Origin of the sequence: Bradyrhizobium sp. 2TAF24 (assembly GCF_052115025.1) — a bacterium.
In the GTDB taxonomy this organism is placed as follows: Bacteria; Pseudomonadota; Alphaproteobacteria; order Rhizobiales; family Xanthobacteraceae; genus Bradyrhizobium_A.
In genome coordinates, this window is the sequence record NZ_JBFRFW010000013.1 from 1 (window position 1) to 19048 (window position 19048).

Consider the following 19048-nt stretch of genomic DNA (forward strand, 5'->3'; position numbering starts at 1 on the left):
GCGCGGCGCGGGCCGCCCGGCTGGCGGCGAGCCGGGCCGCGGCGGCGGATCCGGCCGGCGGGGCGGCGGCCGATCCGGGCGCGCGGCGCTCGATCACCGACATCAGCACGCCGTAACGCCGGGGCGGGCAGGCACCGCTCGCGGGAATGTGAGCGCGATCGCCGCCGGCCGCGTAACTTTTGGCCGGTTCGGCCGTAGATTGCAGCGGAAGCGGTGTCGGCGGCGCGGAGCCGCCGGACGGGAGCCGCCGCGACACAAGGAGCCTGCCATGATCGATCGCCGTCTCGTGCTGACCGCCGGCCTGTCCGTGCTCGCCGCGCTGCGCTGGCTGCGCCCGGGCGACGCCCGTGCCGCGGAAACTTTCGAGGTCACCAGGACGCCGGAGGAGTGGCGCCGCCAGCTGACGCCGGCGCAGTATGGCATCCTGCGCGAGCACGGCACCGAGCGGCCGTACTCCAGCCCGCTCAACAAGGAGCACCGCAAGGGCACCTTCGCCTGCGCCGGCTGCGACCTGCCGCTGTTCGCCTCGGAGACCAAGTTCGACAGCGGCACCGGCTGGCCGAGCTTCTACCAGCCGCTGCCCGACGCGGTCGGCACCACGGAAGACCGCTCGTTCATGATGACGCGCACCGAGGTGCACTGCCATCGTTGCGGCGGCCATCTCGGCCATGTGTTCGACGACGGCCCCAAGCCGACCGGCCTGCGCTACTGCATGAACGGGCTGTCGCTGACCTTCAAGCCGGCGAACGCGTCGGCGTCGTGAGAGGCTGTCTCGAAGGCCATGCATCACATAAGGCCATCGTGAGAACACCGGGCTTGCCGCTTTTCTCTGTCGTGGCCGGCCGGCCACGACAAATACCATGGTCGGTGGCTGCTCCTTAAGTCAGGTGCTGAGAATCGCGCGGAACGGGCCGGTAGGGCGAAAAACGCCACCCGGGCCCGGCAGATCTTGCCGTTCTAGGCAAAGAGTCCCCGGCGCGAGCGCTGGGATTTCCATTTCAAGTCATTGAAAAATATGCGTGTTCCTGTCTGGCACGCGAATTGCGACATCGTCTTCGACCTGTGGCCGTGCCCCGTTCGAGGGCTTGTAAACACCGGCTGGCCACCCCGGTAGTTGGAGACGATGTATGGGTATCTTCGGCGCTCTCACCACCTCCGTCGCGGGCTTGCGCGCTCAGTCCTATGCGCTGGAAAACATCTCCGGCAACATCGCCAACTCCCAGACCACCGGCTTCAAGCGCATCGACACCAGCTTCATGGACCTGGTGCCGGGCACCGGCGCCAACAACCAGCTCGCCGGCAGCGTGACCACGCAGTCGCGTGAAACCAACACCGTGCGCGGCGACGTCCAGAGCGCGGCGGTTGCGACCTACATGGCGATCAATGGCGACGGTTTCTTCGTGGTGCAGAAGCCCGGCAGCTTCACCGACAACCAGCCGGTGTTCTCCGGCGTCGACATGTACACCCGCCGCGGCGACTTCACGCTCGACAAGAACGGCTATCTCGTCAACGGCGCCGGCTACTATGTCGAGGGCGTGCCGATCGATCCGACCACCGGCAACCAGACCGGCAGCGTGCCGCAGGTGCTGAAATTCGCCAACGACTTCCTGCCGGCGGTCGCGACCTCGACGGTGAACTACCGCGCCAACCTCGCCAGCTACCCGCTAACCACCAAGCACGATGCCTCGATCCCGGGCTCGGAGCTGCTGCGCCCGGCGGACTTCACCGCCGGCAACCCGCGCATCGTCGGCACCCCGGCGGCGCCGTTCGTCGATGCCAGCACCACGGGCACCGCCAAGAACAACAAGGCGACGACGCCGGCCCCGATCACCGGAAATACCACGTTGTCCGGCGCCAGCGGCACCGATTCGCTCAGCACAAATTTCGCGGCCGGCGACACCATCACCGTCAACGGCACGGTGGTCACCTTCGTCGCGTCGGGCGCGGCCGGCAATCAGCTCAACGTCACCGACAATATCAGTACATTGCTCGCCAAGATCGATTCCATCACCGGGACGGCGACGCCGTCCACCATCAGCGGCGGCGCGATCACGCTGCACAGCGGCACCGCCTCCGACCTGTCCGTCACCAGCTCGAACTCTACCGCGTTCTCCGCGCTCGGCTTCTCCGGCACGGCGACCGCGCTGCGCACCGGCGGCGGCACCGCGGGCACCGGCAAGGTGCTCGGCACCGACCTGCAGGCTTTCATCAACGAATCGATCAGCGGCGGTGCGGTCACCGCCTACGACATCTCCGGCTCGCCGGTGAGCATGCAGTTCCGCTGGGCCAAGGTCGACAGCGCCTCGCTCGGCAGCGGTCATACCGATACCTGGAACCTGTTCTACCAGGTCAACCCCAATGCCACCGGCAGCACCGTCGCCTGGCAGAACGTCAACACCGATTTCCAGTTCGCGCCCAACGGCCAGATGAGCCCGACAGTGGCCGGCATCACGCTGAACAGTCCGACGGTCGGCGGCGTGCCGCTCGGCAAGGTCGCGATCAATTTCGGCGCCGGTGGCCTGACCCAGTTCGCCGACGCCAACGGCAACGTCAAGGTCAACCAGATCCAGCAGGACGGCTTCCCGGCCGGTTCGCTGCAGACGGTGTCGATCGGCCAGAACGGCCGCGTGGTCGGCAACTACTCCAACGGCCGCAACATCGACCTCGCGCAGATCTCGGTCGCGACCTTCAATGGCACCAACTTCCTCAAGCGCATCGACGGCGGTGCGTTCCAGGCTACCGACCAGTCCGGGCAGGCGCTGTTCGGCAGCGGCGGCACCATCCAGGGGTCGTCGCTGGAGAGCTCCAATACCGACATCGCCGACGAGTTCACCAAGCTGATCGTGACCCAGCAGGCCTATTCGGCGAACACCAAGGTGATCACCACCTCCAACACCATGGTGCAGGATCTGCTCAACGTCCTGCGCTGAGGCAGGGTAGGTGCTCGCGGATGGGCGCGATGACGACAGTCGTGGGGGATCGGGTGTCCCGGTCCCGTTCGTAACCAGTGTGAGCCGGTCATCATGAGTCTCAGTCAAGCCCTGTCGATCGCCATGTCGGGCCTGCGCGTCAACCAGCAGGGGTTGTCGCTGGTGTCGTCGAATGTCGCCAACATCGACACGCCCGGCTACATCCGCAAGACGCTCAACCAGGTCCAGACGGTTTCCGGCTCGATCGGCGCCAATGTCGACGTCACCGGCATCAACCGCGAGCTCGACAGCTTCCTGCAGCAGCAGATCCGCACCGAGCAGTCGGGGGCGTCCTATGCCGACCTGCGCGCCAGGATCCTGAGCGGCCTGCAGTCGATCTACGGTACGCCAGGCAGCACCGGCACGCTCGAGACCGCCTTCAACCAGCTCACCACCGCGGTGCAGGCGCTGTCCACCAGCTCCGACTCGCAGTCGGCGCGGGTGGGGGCGATCAACGCGGCGCAGGCGCTGGCGCAGCAGCTCAACAGCATGTCGTCAGGCATCCAGTCGCTGCGCAGCCAGGCGGAGTCGGGCATCAATACCGCGGTCAACAGCGCCAACGCGGCGATGCAGCAGATTGCCTCGATCAATTCGCAGCTGCAGAGCAGTACCACCAACGACGCCTCGGCCGCGGCGCTGATGGATCAGCGCGACCAGTACATCAGCCAGCTGTCGCAGCTGATGGACATCCGCGTCATCAACTCCGGCTCCAACCAGGTCCAGGTGTTCACCCAGTCCGGCGTGCAACTGGTCGGCGCCCAGGCCGCGACGCTGTCGTTCAACCCGCAGGGCACGGTGACGCCCAACACCCAGTGGAACGCCGACCCGACCAAGAGCACGCTCGGTTCCCTGAAGATCAATTTCCCGAGCGGCGGCTCGCTCGACCTGATGCAGACCAATTCGATCCGCTCCGGGACGATCGCGGCCTATGTCGACCTGCGTGACAACACGCTGGTGCAGGCGCAGACCCAGCTCGACCAGTTCGCCGCCAGCATGTCGAGCCTTCTGTCCGACAAGACGACGGCTGGCACCGCGGCGACCTCGGGCAGCTCGAACGGCTTCGACCTCGACCTGTCGAGCCTGCAGAACGGCAACACCGTCAATTTTACCTATACCGACGCCAGCAATGTGCAGCACAAGCTGTCGCTGGTGCGGGTCAACGATCCGTCGGTGCTGCCGCTCAGCGGCGCCAGCACGTCCGATCCCACCGCCAAGGTGGTGGGCATCGACTTCTCCGGCGGCATGGGATCGGTGGTCAGCCAGCTCAATTCGATCTTCGGCGGCCAGCACCTGCAGTTCTCCAACCCCGCGGGCTCGACGTTGCGCGTGCTGGACGACGGCACCGGCAGCGCCACCGTCAACGCGGCCTCGGTGACGGCGACGATGTCGACGCCGCTCAATGGCGGCGGCCAGGTGCCGCTGTTCACCGACGGCACCGGCCTCTACACCGGGGCGATCACCGCGTCCGGACAGCAGTCCGTGGGGCTCGCGGCGCGCATCCGCGTCAACACCCAGTTGACGGCGGATCCCGCCAAGCTCGTACAGTACACCGCGACCACGCCGTCGGGTGACACCACGCGGCCGAATTTCATCTACCAGCAGCTCACCAAGGGCACGACGTTCTATCCGCCGCAGACCGGCTTCGGCACATCGACGTCGCCGTACCAGGCGACGCTGCTCAATTTCTCGCAGCAGGTCGCGAGCGCGCAAGGCCAGGCCTCCGACACCGCCCAGCAGGTCGCCAGCGGCCAGGACGTGGTGCTGAGCACGCTGCAGCAGAAGCTCAACACCCAGTCCGGCGTCAACATCGACAATGAGATGGCGCATCTGATGCAGCTGCAGAACGCCTATTCGGCCAACGCGCGCGTGATGTCCACGGTCAAGGGCATGTTCGATTCCCTGCTTCAGGTAATGTGAGGTTGTCATGACGGTCAGCGACGTCGGGTATCGCACCGCCTATCTCTCCGGCCAGCTCCTCAACCTGAAGAGCCAGCTCGACGATCTGCAGACCCAGCTCGCCACGGGCAAGCGGGCCACCACCTATGCCGGCATGGGCGTCAACCGCGGCTTCGCCATCGGCCTGCGCGCGCAGGTGTCCAACATCGACAGCTATGCCGACACCATTACCAACGTCACCACCCGCATCAGCGTGGCGAACGCGGCGCTGACCCGCCTCAGCGGCATCGGCACCGAGGTGCGCGGCGCCGCCACGACCTCGACCATCCAGCTCAACAACAACGGCCAGACCACCAGCCAGACCACGGCGCAGAACTCGATGGCCGAGATGCTGCAGTTGCTCAACGTCCAGTCCGGCGACCGCTACCTGTTCTCCGGCCGCGCCACCAACACGCCCGCCACCGCCTCGATGAACGATATCCTCAACGGCGTCGGCGCGCAGGCCGGGTTGAAGCAGCTGATGGCGGAGCGCAAGCAGGCCGACCTCGGCAGCGGCACCGGCCGCATGACCGTCGGCGCGCCGACGGCGACCTCGATCTCGCTGACCGAGGACGCCGGCCCGTTCGGGCTGAAGCTGAGCTCGGTCGCGGCCTCGAACGCGGCGGTCAGCGTCACCGCGCCGGCCGGATCGCCGGCGACTGAATCGCTCGACCTCGGCGCGACCAATCCAAGCAACGGCGACAGCTTCACCTTCGTCTTCAAGCTGCCCGACGGCACCTCGGAGAACATCCAGCTGACGGCGACGACGGCGACGCCGCCGCAGGCCGGCCAGTTCTCGATCGGCGCGAACTCCACCGCGACCGCGGCCAATCTCAAGGCCGCGTTGACGACGTCGGTCGGCACGCTGGCGAACGGCGCGCTGGTCGCGGCGTCGGCGCTGAAGGCGTCGAGCGAGTTCTTCACCGGCGCGCCGCCGCCGCGCGTCTCGGGCCCGCCGTTCAACACCGCGACCGCCCAGGTGCCGGGCACGGCGGCGAACACGCTGTCGTGGTACACCGGGGAGACCGGCACCGATCCGGCCCGCGGCACCGCGACGGCGCGGGTCGACGATTCCATCACCGTGCAGTATGGCGCGCGCGCCAACGAGCAGGCGATCACCTGGCAGCTGCAGAACATCGCCGCGTTCGCCGCAGTGACCACCTCGACCAGCGATCCCAATGCCAATGCGCAGGTCACCGCGCTGAACCAGCGCATTGCGCAGAACCTGTCGGTGCAGACCGGACAGCAGACCATCCAGGACATCGAGGCGGATCTCGCCGGCGCGCAGACGGCGATGAAGTCGGCGTCCGATCGCCAGACCCAGACCAAGTCCACCGCGCAGACCATGCTGGATTCGATCGAGGGCATCTCGGCCAACGAGGTGGCGACCAAGATCCTGTCGCTGCAGACTTCGCTCAGCGCGTCGTACCAGACGACCGCGATGCTGTATCAGACCAGCCTGCTGAAATATCTGCCGCCGGCGTAATCGCGGCTGCTGGCGGCAGGGCGTGAGACGCAGCGTTGCGTCATCTTGTGGCGGTTGTCTGGGACGCGCTGCGTTCCCGTATTTTCAGCGGATGATTTTGAGCGCTGGCCACACCCACTGCGTCATTGCCGGGCGAAGACCCGGCAATCCAGCTTGCTCGCTGCGCGACGGGAGGTCGTAAAGCTGGATCACCGGGGCGCGCCGCGGAGCCTGTCATCGGGCCGCGCTTCGCGCGGACCCGTTGGGCCGGCCCCGGGGATGACGCTCAAAATGCGAGGACGCAGCGCGTCTCAGTCGTGCGCACAGCCGTCAATCGTTGACGATTCCTTAAAATCGATCTCGCCGCGCTTGCCTGCTTTCGGCGCAAAGTCGCGGCAAAACCTTCAGCCTTTTTTTAGGACATTCGCGGAAGATCGCCGAGACAGCGGTCTTAGCGGGTCCATTCATCCTTTCTTTAAGGATTAGGCCCGAGGGTCCAGTCTGCCGGCCATGGAAGGCCGGTCGTTGCGTAACACCAGAAAGGTATTGTTATGTCCGGTATCACTCTCTCCGCATCAGTTCGCCAGAACCTGCTTTCGCTCCAGTCGACCGCCGATCTGCTGTCGGCCACCCAGAACCGCCTTGCCACCGGCAAGAAGGTCAACACCGCGCTCGACAACCCGACCAACTACTTCACCGCATCGGCGCTCGATTCGCGCGCCAGCGACATCAACAACCTGCTCGACGGCATCGGCAACGGCGTGCAGATCCTGCAGGCCGCCAACACCGGCATCACCTCGCTGCAGAAGCTGGTGGACAGCGCCAAGTCGGTCGCCAACCAGGCGCTGCAGACCCAGGTCGGCTACTCCACCAAGTCGACGATCACCGCGAACGTCGCCGGCGCCACCGCGTCCAACCTGCTCGGCAATTTCTCCAGCGTTGCGGTCACGGGTACGGCCGTCAACAACGACAATACTACCGCGGCTGCGGCGATCACCACCGCGACCCAGCTGGTCGGCACCGCGGGTACGGGCTCCAACGACCTCGGCACCGCGATCACCAACGGTTCGGTGCTGACGATCAACGGCAAGACGCTCACCTTCACCACGGCGCAGACCACCCAGACCAACGACGGCAACAACAACTACACCTTCGGCATCGGTACCGGCAGCACGCTGACGGTCGGTAACGTCCTGTCGGCGATCGACAGCATTACCGGAGGCGCGGCCTCGTCGATCACCGCCGGCAAAATCACGCTCAACACTGGCACCACCTCGGATCTGACGATCGCCGGCACCAACAACGTGCTGACGGCGCTCGGCCTGTCCGCGGGTACCACCGCGCGCACCACAGCGCTCGGCGGCAAGACGTTGACCATCCAGCCGACCGCTGGCGGTGCGACGACCAACATCACCTTCGGCACCGGCGCCAACCAGATCTCGACGCTGAACCAGCTCAACACCACGCTGGCCAGCAACAACCTGCAGGCTTCGGTCGACTCCTCGGGCAACATCGCCATCACCACCACCAACGATGCCGCGTCGTCGACGATCGGCGCGCTCTCCGGCTCGGCTACGGCGTTCTCCAGCCTGACCCCGTCGGCGCCGGTGGCGGATCCGACCGCCCAGGCGACCCGCGCCAGCCTGGTGTCGCAGTACAACAACATCATCAATCAGATCACCACCACCGCGCAGGATTCGTCGTTCAACGGCGTCAACCTGCTGGGTGGTGACACCCTGAAGCTGGTGTTCAACGAAACCGGCAAGTCGACCCTGAGCATCACCGGCGTCAACTTCAACCCGACCGGCCTTGGCCTGTCGACGCTGACCTCGGGCACCGACTTCATCGACAACGCCGCGACCAACAAGGTGCTGAGCAACCTCAACAACGCCAGCACCACGCTGCGTTCGCAGGCGTCCGCCTTCGGTTCGAACCTGTCGATCGTCGAGATCCGTCAGAACTTCTCCAAGAGCCTGATCAACGTGCTGCAGACCGGCTCGTCCAACCTGACGCTCGCCGACACCAACGAGGAAGCGGCCAACAGCCAGGCGCTGTCGACCCGCCAGTCGATCGCGGTGTCCGCGCTGTCGCTCGCCAACCAGTCGCAGCAGAGCGTTCTGCAGCTCCTGCGCTGATTCGCAGCGGCGTTCTTCAAGCGCTTTCGGGCGGGGCCTCCGGGCCCCGCCTTTTTTTGTGCCCGGACCGCCCGATCGGGGAGGGGGACGCCGTATCAACGACTTGGTAACCATGTCGGTTAAGCGGCTGTTAACCACATTTTAAAAGCTTCTGTTCATAACTGGCGTCAGCGAAGTCCGGCCTACGTCAGGAAGGCAGAAGAGCAATGTCCGATATCGTCCTCACCGCAGCAGTCCGCCAGAACCTCCTGTCGCTGCAGTCGACCGCCGACCTCCTGGCCACCACCCAGAATCGCCTGTCGACCGGCAAGAAGGTCAACAGCGCCCTCGACAACCCGACCAACTATTTCACGGCGTCGTCGCTCGACGCCCGCGCCAGCGACATCAACAACCTGCTGGACGGCATCGGCAACGGCGTGCAGATCCTGCAGGCCGCCAACACCGGCATCACCTCGCTGCAGAAGCTGATCGACAGCGCCAAGTCTGTGGCCAACCAGGCGTTGCAGACCGCGGTCGGCTACGCGCCGAAGTCGACGGTGACCGCCGGGTCGATCGCCGGCGCGACGGCGCAGAATCTGCTCGGCAATCCGGTCAATGCCACCGTCACCGGCGCCGCCATCCCGGGCGCCGCCGCGACCACGACCAAGCTGACCGCGCTGACCACGCCGTTGACCGCCACCGACAACCTGACGATTAACGGCAAGACGATCGCGTTCGCGAACTCGGGCGGCAATCAGATCACGGCCACCGGGGCCACCCTTGACCTCACCAACGCCACCGTCGGCGACCTGCTCAACGCCATCGACACCATCACCGGTGCCAGCTCGACCGTGCCGCCGACGCCATCGTCGCTGGGAGGCACCAAGCTAACCCTCAGCACCGGCACGGCGCAGGATCTCGTCATCGGCGGCAACGCTGGCACGCTGACCAATCTCGGCCTGGTCGCCGGCACCACCGTGCGTGGCACCACGCTGCCGGCCGGCCAGACGCTGACCATCACCCCGACCGTTCCGGGCAACCCCTCGACCAGCATCACCTTCGGCACCGGCGTCGGCCAGGTCTCGACGTTGAACGGGCTCAACGCTGCGCTTGCCGCCAACAGCCTGCAGGCTTCCATCGATTCGGCTGGCAAGATCACCCTCACCACCACCAGCGATGCTGCATCGTCGACCATCGGCACCATCGGCGGTTCTGCGGCCGGCGGCGGTCAGCCGTTCGCCGGCCTCGTTGCGCCGGCCCCTGTCGCCGATCCCACGGTGCAGGGCACGCGCTCCGCTCTGATCGCGCAGTACAACAACATCATCAACCAGATCACGACGACGGCGGCGGACGCGTCCTACAACGGCGTCAACCTGCTGGGCGGCGACACGCTGAAACTGGTGTTCAACGAGACCGGCAAGTCGACGCTGAGCATCACCGGCGTCAACTTCAACCCGGCGGGCCTTGGACTGTCGGCGCTGACGCAAGGCACCGACTTCATCGACAACAATGCCACCAACAAGGTGCTGACCGCGCTCAACAACGCCGGCAGCACGCTGCGGACCCAGGCGGCGGCGCTCGGTTCCAACCTGTCGATCGTGGAGATCCGTCAGAATTTCTCCAAGAACCTGATCAACGTGCTGCAGACCGGCTCGACCAACCTGACCATCGCCGACACCAATCAGGAGGCCGCCAACAGCCAGGCGCTGTCGACCCGCCAGTCGATCGCGGTATCGGCGCTGTCACTCGCCAACCAGTCGCAGCAGAGCGTGCTGCAGCTGCTGCGCAGCGGCTAGTTTCCCCGCCACGCCAGGCGGCGAAGCGGCGGGGCGAGGCCTCGCCGTTTTCGTTTCCCGCGGGCTTGTCGCCGCAGTGGGCGTCTGCTCAGTTTTGCATCAAGCCTTTATTTTGATGCAGTTCTACACTCGGATCGCGGAGCCGTCGCAACGGCGATTCGGGAAACATGTCGCGGGCCAGGCGCGCGACATGTGCGTTGAGAGGGTGGCAGCAATGGCGCTGAAAGTGGAGTTGAAGCCGTTCGAGCGGATCATCATCGGCGAGAGCGTGATCACCAATTCGGAAACGCGCACCACGTTTCTCATCGAAGGTGAGGCGCCGATCCTGCGAGAGAAGGATATCTTCACCGCGGAGACCGCGAACACGCCGGCGAAGCGGCTCTATCTCTGTGTGCAGATGATGTACCTGGAGAAGGACATCCCCAAATACCAGGAGCTCTACATGAGCTTCGTCAGGGATCTGCTGGAAGCGGTGCCGAGCTATCGGCCGGTGATCGAAAACGCGAGTAATTTAATTTTAAGCGGTGCTCTTTACAGTTCGCTAAAGGAAATCCGCAAACTTATCAGGCGGGAAGAGGAGTTGCTGAGGTGACGCATGTCTAGCTATGGCGCTCAAGCGTATGCGCGGGTCGCGAACACCACAGCCTCTCCCCGGGATATCGAAGCTCAAGCTCTCCTCAAGGCCGCGAACAAGCTGCAGGCGGCGGTCGCCGCCGCCGATCCGTTCGATGCCAGCGTGATGGACGCCCTGGTGTTCAACCGCAAGCTCTGGTCGATCTTCCTCAGCGACGCGTTGCGCGACGAGAATCCGCAGCCGCTCGATGTGCGTCAGGAGATCGCCAATATCGGCGTGTTCGTGATGACGCAGTCGGCGGCGCTGCAGCTCGCTCCGCAGCTCGATCAGTTCCAGGCGTTGATCGACATCAATCGCAATATCGCGGCCGGCCTCAACGGCCGTGCCTGAATGACGCGCCGAAGGTCCAGGAGGGACCGCCGGCGTGACAGGACATGCCATGGCTGACGTTCTCAGCATCCTCCGCAGCAGCTACGCCAACGTGCAGACGCCGTCGCACGGCTCCTATGTCAACGTCGATCCGGCGATGTATGAGGGGTCGTGGAAGGGCAAGTACTCGACCGGCGAGCAGTTCTCGTTCGCGATCTCGGACGTCAAGGGCTATCGCGCCAAGGTGAAGTATCAGTCGGGCGCGACGATCAAGTATCAGGACGTCCTGATCAAGGACAGCTCGTTCCGCATCGGCGACACCAAGTTCCTGCTCAAGCGCGCCGGCCACGCCCAGATCAAGACGGTGGTGACCAACGCCGCCACCGGGGCATCGTCGCTCAACACCGCCTACGCCGACAAGACCTGATCACCTCGCGCGCCTCCGCAACTCATGCCGTCTGGTCCAGCTTCACCCGTGTGTGGCTGCGCTTGGCTTCGTCCTCGGCGCGCAGATAGGCGCGGGCGCGCAGCCGCGTTTCCTCCGGATACTGGCGCACCACGAGGCTGGTGCGGTTGTCGACCACGCGGTAGACGATCTCGCCCGCGGCGCGATCGATCAGCACCTGGTTGGTGAGATGGCTGGTGTCCGGCTGCGGATTGTTGCGGGCCGTGCCTGGCGCATCGGTTGCGTTCGTGCTCTTCGGCGGCGGCAGGTCGGTCTCGACAGCGTTCTTCGCCGCCTCAGGTTGCGGCCTGACGACCTGCGCTACGACCGGCGCCCCGACCGGCTTGATGTTGAAATCCGTCACCATGGCAGCCTCCTGGCTTCCCCGGTATCAAATCCCAACCCGTCCCGATGACAACCATACGAAGGCCGTCTCAACGAGGCGTTAGAAAACAGCATCAATGCCGCGTGCAGATGCGCGCTGCATTTCGATTCAAATTGAATGGAGCCTTGGTGTTCGTCCCCGAAGCGTGGTGTCGTGCGGACACTAGCCGCGCTGTGTAAATTTATCTTGCCTGCGCGCCGGCGAAATCATCGTCAAATGCGAGCGCCTGCCGTAACGCATCGTTGACGCTACTGACAATTGTCCGCGCGATCAGTTACAGCGTGCGGCTGACCGCGAGCGGGGCGGCGTGGCGCGCGTGCGGCGCGGCGCGCTGGCCGGCGGCGGTGTAGGTCTGCGGCATGCTCTTTTTCTGGATCTCGCTGTTGACGCCGCGGATGATGCCCTCCGACACCGCGTGCGCGGTCGCGAGCACGGTGAGGTTGACCTGCAGCATGGCGCGGAAGGTGTCGTGGTGGCGGTGCAGCGCCTGCAGCAGGTCGGGCGCCGACTTCGTGAAGAACTCCTGAGCGCCCTTGAGATGGCCGAGCGTCAGGAGATAGCGCTGCGACATCTCGGTCTTGTGCGGCTCCATCGCCATCGCTTCGCGGATCTTGCCGGAGCGCACCAGCGTGGTCTCGGTCTCGATGATCTCGAGCAGGCCCGTCATCGCTTCCATCAGGCGGTCGGCGAGCTTGCGCGCGTCGGCCAGCGTGGCGACGCTCGGTGCCGCAGCGGCAGGGGTGGGGGCGGGGTGGCGCATGGATCAGGCTCCGGAGCCGCTCAGGGCGGCCTGTTTCATGATGAGCGAGCGATAGATGTCGTTGGACAGGCCGAGGCCGCCCGCCTTGGCGAACGAGCGCGCGTACTGGTCCGTCAGCATCGAGCGCCAGGGACCGGTGCCGACCGAGTCGCCGAACGGGCCTTCGCCTTTGACGCTCGAGGTCATCTGCGAAAACATCGTGTTGAGGAACACCGCCTCGAAGTCCTGCGACGTCTTCTTGGCCTTGGCCTGCGCCTGCGGCGAGACCTTCTTCAGCGCCTCGGTGAAGGCGAGGTCGGTGTTGCTGTGGCCGCGTGCAATGCCGGTCATCACATCACCTCGATATCGGCCTGGATGGCGCCGGCGGCCTTGATCGCCTGCAGGATGCTGATGAGGTCGCGCGGGCCGATGCCGAGGCCGTTGAGGCCGTCGACCAGCTGCTGCAGCGACACGCCGTCCTTCACCAGCGCGAGCTTCTTGCCTTCCTCCTGGACGCCGACGCGGGTGTTGGGCGTCACCACGGTGCGGCCGCGCGACAGCGGGTTGGGCTGGCTGACCTGCGGGCTCTCGGAGATCGTCACGGTGAGGTTGCCCTGTGCCACGGCGACGGTGGCGACGCGCACGTCGCGGCCCATCACGATGATGCCGGAGCGCTCGTCGATGATGATCTTGGCGGGCAGGTCGGGATCGACCTGCAGCTGCTCGATCTCGGTGAGCAGCGCGACCGCGTTGCCCTTGAACTCGGAGGGGATCGACAGCTCGACGGTCGAGGGATCGACCGGCTGCGCGGTCTTGGTGCCGAGGAAGTCGTTGACCGCCGCGGCGATGCGCTTGGCGGTGGTGAAGTCGGCGTTGCGCAGCGCGAGGCGGATGTTCGGCATGCGGTTGAGCGCGAACTCGATCTCGCGCTCGATGATGGCGCCGTTGGCGATGCGGCCGACCGTCGGCACGCCGCGGGTGATGCTGGCGGCGGCGCCTTCGGCCTGGAAGCCGCCGATGGCGAGCGAGCCCTGGCCGACCGCGTAGACATTGCCGTCGGCGCCGAGCAGCGGCGTCACCAGCAGCGTGCCGCCCTGCAGGCTCTTGGCGTCGCCGAGCGCCGACACGGTGACGTCGATGCGGGTGCCTTGCGTGGAGAACGGCGGCAGGTTGGCGGTCACCATCACGGCGGCGACGTTGCCGGTGCGGATGGTCTGGCCGCGGATGTTGACGCCCATGCGTTCCAGCATCGCCTGCAGCGACTGCTTGGTGAAGGGGATGTTGTTCAGCGTGTCGCCGGTGCCGTTGAGGCCGACCACGAGGCCGTAACCAATGAGCTGGTTCTGGCGCACGCCTTCGATGTTCGCGAGATCCTTGATCCGCGATGTCGCGCCGGCCGGCCCTGCACCGATGAGCAGCCAGGCGAGAATCATCGCGCCGGCCACCCGCAAACTCCATGTCATCCTCTGCTCCCCGCTGAGGTCGTCCTCGGCCTTTCGCGCCACTCCCATGACGCTTGGACCACCATCTTGGTAGCGAAAACCATGCCAGCGCCGCGCTCGGCTTAGAGCGTTGATTCCACGATCGAAATTCAGGGGCTGGGCGGGCATTCGGGGGCGTGGGGCGTGGCGAAACTGCCGCCGCCGGCAGTTTTTGCCGGGTCGTTTACGTTTCGTTAACCATAAAAGGCGAGGTTTTCCGGCAGGATCCCCTTAAGGCGGCGATGCCACCATGCGCATCACGGTTCCAGAGGGGGAAGGGACGCCGAGGGCAGCAGCCGGCGAGACAGCACGATGCGAATCTACGGACCCAGCGCGACCACCTTCGGAACCCCGGCGTCGAACGCCCGCAAGACCAGTTCGACCGGCTTCTCCTTGCCGGAGACCACCGAAACCACCGAGACACGGGCGGCCAGCGCGCCGAAGACGGTCGGCGGCATCGATGCGCTGCTGGCGCTGCAGGGCGTGGAAGACCCGACCGAGCGGCGTCGCCGGTCGGTCAAGCGCGGCCGCGTCGCGCTCGACGTGCTCGACGACCTGAAGATGTCGTTGCTGTCAGGGGCGCTCGACGCCTCCACCGTCAACCGGCTGCGCACCGCCGCCGCCGACCTCAAGGACGGTTCCGGCGATCCCGGCCTCGACGCCGTGCTGGCGGAGATCGAGCTGCGGGTCGAGGTCGAGCTCGCCAAGGCCGGCCAGACCACCTGAGCAAAGGCCAGGTGGGCCGCCGGGGCAGCGGCTCCGCAGCGGCCGGATTTGAGTCCGTCAGACCGGACTTGGGCTCACGCTTTTCAGCTGCGAATCGTAGCGCCGCTGCGCCGCCTGGACCTCCTGCAGGTTGTTCTCGGCCCAGTGACGCAGCGGATCGACCGCGTCAGCCAGCGTCGCGCCGAGCGGCGTCACCGTGTATTCCACGGTCACCGGCACCGTGGCGATGGCGCGGCGGTGCACCAGGCCGTCCCGCTCCAGGCTCTTGAGCGTCTGCGACAGCATTTTCTGCGAGATGCCGCCGATGGCCCGGCGCAGCTCGTTGAAGCGTCGCGGCCCCTCCATCAGCAGGCCGAGCAACAGCACCGCCCATTTGTCGCCGACCCGGTCCAGGATCTGGCGGGTCGGGCATGCGGCGGCATAGACATTTCCGTCATTCATCGGGTTACCCCTGCGTAATCTGGTGCGAAGAAAGTGCGTTCTTTTCCAGTAACGCTCCATTGGCTATCTGGTCACTATCAGAAACCGATTTCCCGGCCAACAGCGGAATCGGTGGCTGCAAACCCCAGTACCCTCCGAGCAAAAGGATCGCTTCCATGAAAATCGCTGTCGTCGGCGCCACCGGCCAGGCCGGTTCCCGCATCACCGCGGAACTGCTGCGCCGCGGACACCAGGTCACCGCCATTGTCCGCAACCCCGAAAAGCTGCCGGCCGCGGCCAACCTGACCGCCCGGAAGGGGGACGTGTTCGACCAGGACGGGCTCACGGCGCTGCTGGCCGGGCACGACGTCGCCATCAGCGCGGTGCATTTCACCGCCAGCGACCTGCACAAGCTGATCGCCGCCGCCAAGGCGTCGAAGGTCAGCCGCTACATCGTGGTCGGCGGCGCCGGCAGCCTCGAGGTCGCCCCCGGCGTCCGACTCGTCACCACGCCGGGATTCCCGGACGCCTACAAGGCCGAGGCGACCCGGGGCGGGGACTTTCTGGACCTGCTGCGCCAGGAAAAGGAGCTGAACTGGACCTTTATCTCCCCTTCGGCCCTGTTCGTGGCCGGCGAGCGGACCGGCCAATTCCGCCTCGGCACCGACCAGCTGCTGGCCGACGCCAGCGGCAAAAGCTGGATTTCGTTCGAGGATTACGCGGTTGCGCTGGCTGACGAGATCGAGAAGCCGGCCCACGAGCGCCGCCGCTTCACGGTCGGCTACTGACGCCGCCGTCCGATCCCCGCCAGTTCCGGGTCTAGCAGCAGCCTCAAGGGGATAACCCCCTTGGGGCGATATTGTCTGTCACACCGCGCCGCTATATAAGCTGCCCGCCCACCGGGTTTTCCGGGGGCCTTGCACGGATTAGGTAATCGGTGTTGGACAAAGTGAAAAATTACAAGCCCTCGGAGAAGGAGCCTTTCATGAACGAGCGCCAGCGCGAATACTTCCGCGCCAAGCTGCTCGCATGGAAGGAGGATATCTTAAAGGAAGCAAAGACCACGCTGCAGCAACTGCAGGACGAGAACGTCAACCATCCGGATCTGACCGATCGTGCTTCCTCGGAGACCGATCGTGCTATCGAGCTGCGGGCCCGCGACCGCCAGCGCAAGCTGATCTCCAAGATCGATGCCGCGCTGGCTCGGATCGAGGACGGTTCCTACGGCTACTGCGAGGAGACCGGCGAGCCGATTTCGCTGAAGCGACTCGAGGCTCGCCCGATCGCGACGCTCTCGATCGAAGCGCAGGAGCGCCACGAGAAACGCGAAAAGGTCTATCGCGACGAATAACCGTCGCGGCCGACAGAGCCGACTTTTTTCCTCGCGGCAGGCAGCCATGCCTTGCCGCGTTTTTGTTTGTGGAACCGATCGTGCGGCGTCCTTGTTGCTGATGCCGCTGGTGTAGCGGAGCTGCTCCGCCTTATGCGCCTGCCGAGCGAAGCCTGAGGCCGGGCATGGCCGCGCCGACGATCCGCGACAGGCGCTGCGCGGGTTCATCGACGATCGCGTTGAAGGCGACCGCCGCGATGATGGCCGCGGCAAGATAAAGCGCGATGCAGGCGAATGTCGCTGCCGTCGATCCCTGGCCGAGCTGCAGATAGAGCTGCACCAGCAGGATGCCCAGCAAGGGAAAGTGAACGAGATAGAGGCTGAAGCTGATGCGGCCGAGAAACCGCGGCAGCTCGGTGCTCAGAAGCTGCTGCGCGGCCGGACTTGCGATCAGTCCGCCGACCAGCAGGACCGACCCGAGCGTCCACGACGACGTCACGTGCAGCCCGAGCGGGGCGAGCAGGCCGGCCGGCAGCGCGTAGAAGCCGCCGGGCATGACCGGCGCATAGGGCGCGCCGGCGCACAGCAGGCCGGCGGCGATCAGCAGCGTGCCGGCGGCCGGCGGCAGCGCGGTCAGCCTGTCGCAGCGCAGATAGAGCAGAGCGCCGCCGCAAAAGCATAGATACGGAAAGGGTTCGGTCCTGGTCGCCATGACGAGGACGGCGATCGTCAGGCATGCGACGATCCGAAGTGCGGCCTCGCGAAACAGCGCGAACAGCACGTAGATCGCGACCGATCCGACGAGCTCCATCTGCATCGTCCACAGCACGGGGTTGAACTCGGATTTCCGTGTCAGGACGTATGCCCCGAAGATCTGCGGCAGCCAGCGCGCCAGCGTGGGATCGGGGTGCTGGTCGGCGAGCCACGAATGGTTGCCCATCAATTCGAGCATCGCCCTGGGAAACATCCATCCGCTGAGCGCAAGCCCGCCCGCGAGGATGACCGATGCCGACGCCGGCAGGCCGAGCCGAATGACGCGCGCGCAGACGTTGCCCGGCAGCGTTCGCCTGGTGCGGTCGGCCGATGCCGCGATGACGAAGCCGCTCAGCGCGAAGAAGACATAGACCGCCGAGCGGCCGTTGATCACGATCGACAGCGGGCTTGCGGCGAACGTCGTTTGCCATGATGCGCTCACCCCGGGCTCGAGCCCGAAGAACAGCGCCGGACACAGCAGGCATGCGACGTGGTGAACGACCACGATGACGGCGGCAACGCCTCTCAGCCCGTCCAGGTAGTCGATGCGCTGCACCGCCAGCTCCCCATTGTCAGCAGCGAATCGAATCTACGTGAGCCCACAGCCGCCAGCAAGGCGCGCGCCGCGTCGCGCCGTCCGCACAAACGACCACGGCCTCCGACAGGGGAGAATGTCGGAGGCCGCGTCGTTCACTTTGCTGCGCCTAGGTTCGCCGCAAAGTGTGGGAGCTCGGAGCGCGCCGCGCCGGGAGAGAGCGGCGCGGCGGGGAAAGCGATGGGCTGCCGGTCAGAACGGCAGGAGCACGTCGAGAACCTGCTGGCCGTAGCGCGGCTGCTGCACGTCGGTGATCTGGCCACGGCCGCCATAGGCGATGCGGGCCTCGGCGATCTTGCTGGAGTCGATGGTGTTGTCGCTCTGGATATCCTCCGGGCGGACGATGCCGGCGACCACCAGTTCGCGCACCTCGAAGTTGACGCGGATCTCCTGCTTGCCTTCGACCACGAGGTTGCCGTTCGGCAGGATCTGCGTCACCACCGCGGCGACATTGGTGGTCAGTGCTTCCTGGCGCGCCACCGAGCCCTTGCCGTCGCTGGTGGAGGTCGAATCCGCGGTCAGCGTCCGGCCGGGAAGCGCCTTGGCGGCCGTTCCGGTCAGCCACTGCGAGCCGAGGAACGCGGTGGTGCCGCTGTCTTCCTTGTTGCTGCGGCTGCGCTGGGTCTCGTTGGCGATGTTGGCGGTGTCCTTGATGTTGACGGCGACCGTCAGAATGTCGCCGATCTGCGCGGCGCGCTGGTCCTTGAAGAACGCCCGCGAGCCGGTGCGCCACAGCGAATTGGGGTTGTACGACGCCGGCTGTGGTGTCGGCATCGGCATCTGCACCGGCTTGTAGCCGGCTTTCGCGGTCGGGTTGTCGATCGCCGACAGCGGCGGCTTTTCGCCGATCATCGACAGGCGATCGACGGCCGAGCAGCCGCCGGCGAGGCCGGAGAGGCCGACCAGGGTGAAGGCAAGAACGACGCGACTGAACAGAGACTTGACCATGAAC

General features: G+C 65.9%; 19 protein-coding genes. 12 read left to right on the forward strand and 7 right to left on the reverse strand.

Annotated elements, in window-relative coordinates; all coding sequences use genetic code 11:
• Window positions 1–268: 268 nt before the first annotated feature.
• From msrB to AB4Z37_RS19955, 9 genes are all read left to right on the forward strand, one after another.
• On the forward strand, window positions 269–763 hold the full coding sequence (gene msrB / locus AB4Z37_RS19915) for a peptide-methionine (R)-S-oxide reductase MsrB (RefSeq protein ID WP_441518483.1): 495 nt from the start codon (window positions 269–271) through the stop codon (window positions 761–763).
• 364 nt (window positions 764–1127) lie between these two features.
• Window positions 1128–2930 carry a flagellar hook-basal body complex protein gene (locus AB4Z37_RS19920; RefSeq protein ID WP_441518484.1) on the forward strand — a complete coding sequence of 601 codons (1803 nt, stop codon included), beginning with the start codon at window positions 1128–1130 and terminating at the stop codon, window positions 2928–2930.
• Between the two features lie 93 nt (window positions 2931–3023).
• On the forward strand, window positions 3024–4886 hold the full coding sequence (gene flgK / locus AB4Z37_RS19925) for a flagellar hook-associated protein FlgK (protein WP_441518485.1): 1863 nt from the start codon (window positions 3024–3026) through the stop codon (window positions 4884–4886).
• Window positions 4887–4893: 7 nt separating this feature from the next.
• Window positions 4894–6390 carry a flagellin N-terminal helical domain-containing protein gene (locus AB4Z37_RS19930; protein ID WP_441518486.1) on the forward strand — a complete coding sequence of 499 codons (1497 nt, stop codon included), beginning with the start codon at window positions 4894–4896 and terminating at the stop codon, window positions 6388–6390.
• Window positions 6391–6920: 530 nt separating this feature from the next.
• Window positions 6921–8504, forward strand: coding sequence for a flagellin N-terminal helical domain-containing protein (locus AB4Z37_RS19935; RefSeq protein ID WP_441518487.1), 1584 nt, complete (start codon window positions 6921–6923; stop codon window positions 8502–8504).
• Window positions 8505–8710: 206 nt separating this feature from the next.
• A complete protein-coding gene (locus AB4Z37_RS19940; RefSeq protein ID WP_441518488.1) occupies window positions 8711–10279 on the forward strand; it encodes a flagellin N-terminal helical domain-containing protein in 1569 nt (522 codons plus the stop codon).
• A gap of 214 nt (window positions 10280–10493) precedes the next feature.
• Window positions 10494–10871 carry a flagellar biosynthesis repressor FlbT gene (gene flbT, locus AB4Z37_RS19945; protein ID WP_441518812.1) on the forward strand — a complete coding sequence of 126 codons (378 nt, stop codon included), beginning with the start codon at window positions 10494–10496 and terminating at the stop codon, window positions 10869–10871.
• Window positions 10872–10874: 3 nt separating this feature from the next.
• Window positions 10875–11243 (forward strand): flagellar biosynthesis regulator FlaF, encoded by a 369-nt coding sequence (flaF, locus tag AB4Z37_RS19950; RefSeq protein WP_441518489.1) that lies wholly within the window; start codon window positions 10875–10877, stop codon window positions 11241–11243.
• 49 nt (window positions 11244–11292) lie between these two features.
• Window positions 11293–11649 carry a hypothetical protein gene (locus AB4Z37_RS19955; protein WP_441518490.1) on the forward strand — a complete coding sequence of 119 codons (357 nt, stop codon included), beginning with the start codon at window positions 11293–11295 and terminating at the stop codon, window positions 11647–11649.
• A 22-nt stretch (window positions 11650–11671) separates the two neighbouring features.
• Here AB4Z37_RS19955 and AB4Z37_RS19960 read toward each other — a convergent pair whose 3' ends face one another.
• From AB4Z37_RS19960 to AB4Z37_RS19975, 4 genes are all read right to left on the reverse strand, one after another.
• Window positions 11672–12034: a hypothetical protein gene (locus AB4Z37_RS19960; RefSeq protein ID WP_441518491.1), complete on the reverse strand. Its 363-nt coding sequence runs from the start codon at window positions 12032–12034 to the stop codon at window positions 11672–11674.
• A 292-nt stretch (window positions 12035–12326) separates the two neighbouring features.
• Window positions 12327–12812 carry a hypothetical protein gene (locus AB4Z37_RS19965; protein WP_441518492.1) on the reverse strand — a complete coding sequence of 162 codons (486 nt, stop codon included), beginning with the start codon at window positions 12810–12812 and terminating at the stop codon, window positions 12327–12329.
• Between the two features lie 3 nt (window positions 12813–12815).
• Window positions 12816–13142 carry a flagellar assembly peptidoglycan hydrolase FlgJ gene (gene flgJ / locus AB4Z37_RS19970; protein WP_441518493.1) on the reverse strand — a complete coding sequence of 109 codons (327 nt, stop codon included), beginning with the start codon at window positions 13140–13142 and terminating at the stop codon, window positions 12816–12818.
• Window positions 13142–14254: a flagellar basal body P-ring protein FlgI gene (locus tag AB4Z37_RS19975; RefSeq protein ID WP_441518494.1), complete on the reverse strand. Its 1113-nt coding sequence runs from the start codon at window positions 14252–14254 to the stop codon at window positions 13142–13144. The genes flgJ and AB4Z37_RS19975 overlap by 1 nt, the downstream gene beginning before the upstream one ends.
• Before the next feature lie 330 nt (window positions 14255–14584).
• Here AB4Z37_RS19975 and AB4Z37_RS19980 point away from each other — a divergent pair, with 330 nt between their 5' ends.
• Window positions 14585–14998, forward strand: coding sequence for a flagellar assembly protein FliX (locus tag AB4Z37_RS19980; protein WP_441518495.1), 414 nt, complete (start codon window positions 14585–14587; stop codon window positions 14996–14998).
• Between the two features lie 57 nt (window positions 14999–15055).
• On the opposite strand, the gene AB4Z37_RS19985 is transcribed toward AB4Z37_RS19980, so the two are convergent.
• Window positions 15056–15439 carry a winged helix-turn-helix transcriptional regulator gene (locus AB4Z37_RS19985; RefSeq protein WP_441518813.1) on the reverse strand — a complete coding sequence of 128 codons (384 nt, stop codon included), beginning with the start codon at window positions 15437–15439 and terminating at the stop codon, window positions 15056–15058.
• A gap of 155 nt (window positions 15440–15594) precedes the next feature.
• Between AB4Z37_RS19985 and AB4Z37_RS19990 the strand changes: the two genes are divergently transcribed.
• Window positions 15595–16206, forward strand: coding sequence for an NAD(P)-dependent oxidoreductase (locus tag AB4Z37_RS19990; RefSeq protein ID WP_441518496.1), 612 nt, complete (start codon window positions 15595–15597; stop codon window positions 16204–16206).
• Between the two features lie 197 nt (window positions 16207–16403).
• A complete protein-coding gene (dksA, locus tag AB4Z37_RS19995; RefSeq protein ID WP_441518497.1) occupies window positions 16404–16769 on the forward strand; it encodes an RNA polymerase-binding protein DksA in 366 nt (121 codons plus the stop codon).
• A gap of 130 nt (window positions 16770–16899) precedes the next feature.
• Here the strand turns inward: dksA and AB4Z37_RS20000 are convergent, their stop codons facing one another.
• Window positions 16900–18057, reverse strand: a complete 1158-nt coding sequence (locus AB4Z37_RS20000; protein WP_441518498.1) for an acyltransferase family protein — start codon at window positions 18055–18057, stop codon at window positions 16900–16902.
• 231 nt (window positions 18058–18288) lie between these two features.
• On the reverse strand, window positions 18289–19044 hold the full coding sequence (gene flgH / locus AB4Z37_RS20005) for a flagellar basal body L-ring protein FlgH (protein WP_441518499.1): 756 nt from the start codon (window positions 19042–19044) through the stop codon (window positions 18289–18291).
• Window positions 19045–19048 lie beyond the last annotated feature (4 nt).

Excerpts from the sequence above, each read along its gene's own strand:
- msrB (WP_441518483.1), top strand. The coding sequence starts at position 269 with ATGATCGATCGCCGTCTCGTGCTGACCGCCGGCCTGTCCGTGCTCGCC.
- AB4Z37_RS19920 (WP_441518484.1), top strand. The coding sequence starts at position 1,128 with ATGGGTATCTTCGGCGCTCTCACCACCTCCGTCGCGGGCTTGCGCGCT.
- flgK (WP_441518485.1), top strand. The coding sequence starts at position 3,024 with ATGAGTCTCAGTCAAGCCCTGTCGATCGCCATGTCGGGCCTGCGCGTC.
- AB4Z37_RS19930 (WP_441518486.1), top strand. The coding sequence starts at position 4,894 with ATGACGGTCAGCGACGTCGGGTATCGCACCGCCTATCTCTCCGGCCAG.
- AB4Z37_RS19935 (WP_441518487.1), top strand. The coding sequence starts at position 6,921 with ATGTCCGGTATCACTCTCTCCGCATCAGTTCGCCAGAACCTGCTTTCG.
- AB4Z37_RS19940 (WP_441518488.1), top strand. The coding sequence starts at position 8,711 with ATGTCCGATATCGTCCTCACCGCAGCAGTCCGCCAGAACCTCCTGTCG.
- flbT (WP_441518812.1), top strand. The coding sequence starts at position 10,494 with ATGGCGCTGAAAGTGGAGTTGAAGCCGTTCGAGCGGATCATCATCGGC.
- flaF (WP_441518489.1), top strand. The coding sequence starts at position 10,875 with ATGTCTAGCTATGGCGCTCAAGCGTATGCGCGGGTCGCGAACACCACA.
- AB4Z37_RS19955 (WP_441518490.1), top strand. The coding sequence starts at position 11,293 with ATGGCTGACGTTCTCAGCATCCTCCGCAGCAGCTACGCCAACGTGCAG.
- AB4Z37_RS19960 (WP_441518491.1), bottom strand. The coding sequence starts at position 12,034 with ATGGTGACGGATTTCAACATCAAGCCGGTCGGGGCGCCGGTCGTAGCG.
- AB4Z37_RS19965 (WP_441518492.1), bottom strand. The coding sequence starts at position 12,812 with ATGCGCCACCCCGCCCCCACCCCTGCCGCTGCGGCACCGAGCGTCGCC.
- flgJ (WP_441518493.1), bottom strand. The coding sequence starts at position 13,142 with ATGACCGGCATTGCACGCGGCCACAGCAACACCGACCTCGCCTTCACC.
- AB4Z37_RS19975 (WP_441518494.1), bottom strand. The coding sequence starts at position 14,254 with ATGACATGGAGTTTGCGGGTGGCCGGCGCGATGATTCTCGCCTGGCTG.
- AB4Z37_RS19980 (WP_441518495.1), top strand. The coding sequence starts at position 14,585 with ATGCGAATCTACGGACCCAGCGCGACCACCTTCGGAACCCCGGCGTCG.
- AB4Z37_RS19985 (WP_441518813.1), bottom strand. The coding sequence starts at position 15,439 with ATGAATGACGGAAATGTCTATGCCGCCGCATGCCCGACCCGCCAGATC.
- AB4Z37_RS19990 (WP_441518496.1), top strand. The coding sequence starts at position 15,595 with ATGAAAATCGCTGTCGTCGGCGCCACCGGCCAGGCCGGTTCCCGCATC.
- dksA (WP_441518497.1), top strand. The coding sequence starts at position 16,404 with ATGAACGAGCGCCAGCGCGAATACTTCCGCGCCAAGCTGCTCGCATGG.
- flgH (WP_441518499.1), bottom strand. The coding sequence starts at position 19,044 with ATGGTCAAGTCTCTGTTCAGTCGCGTCGTTCTTGCCTTCACCCTGGTC.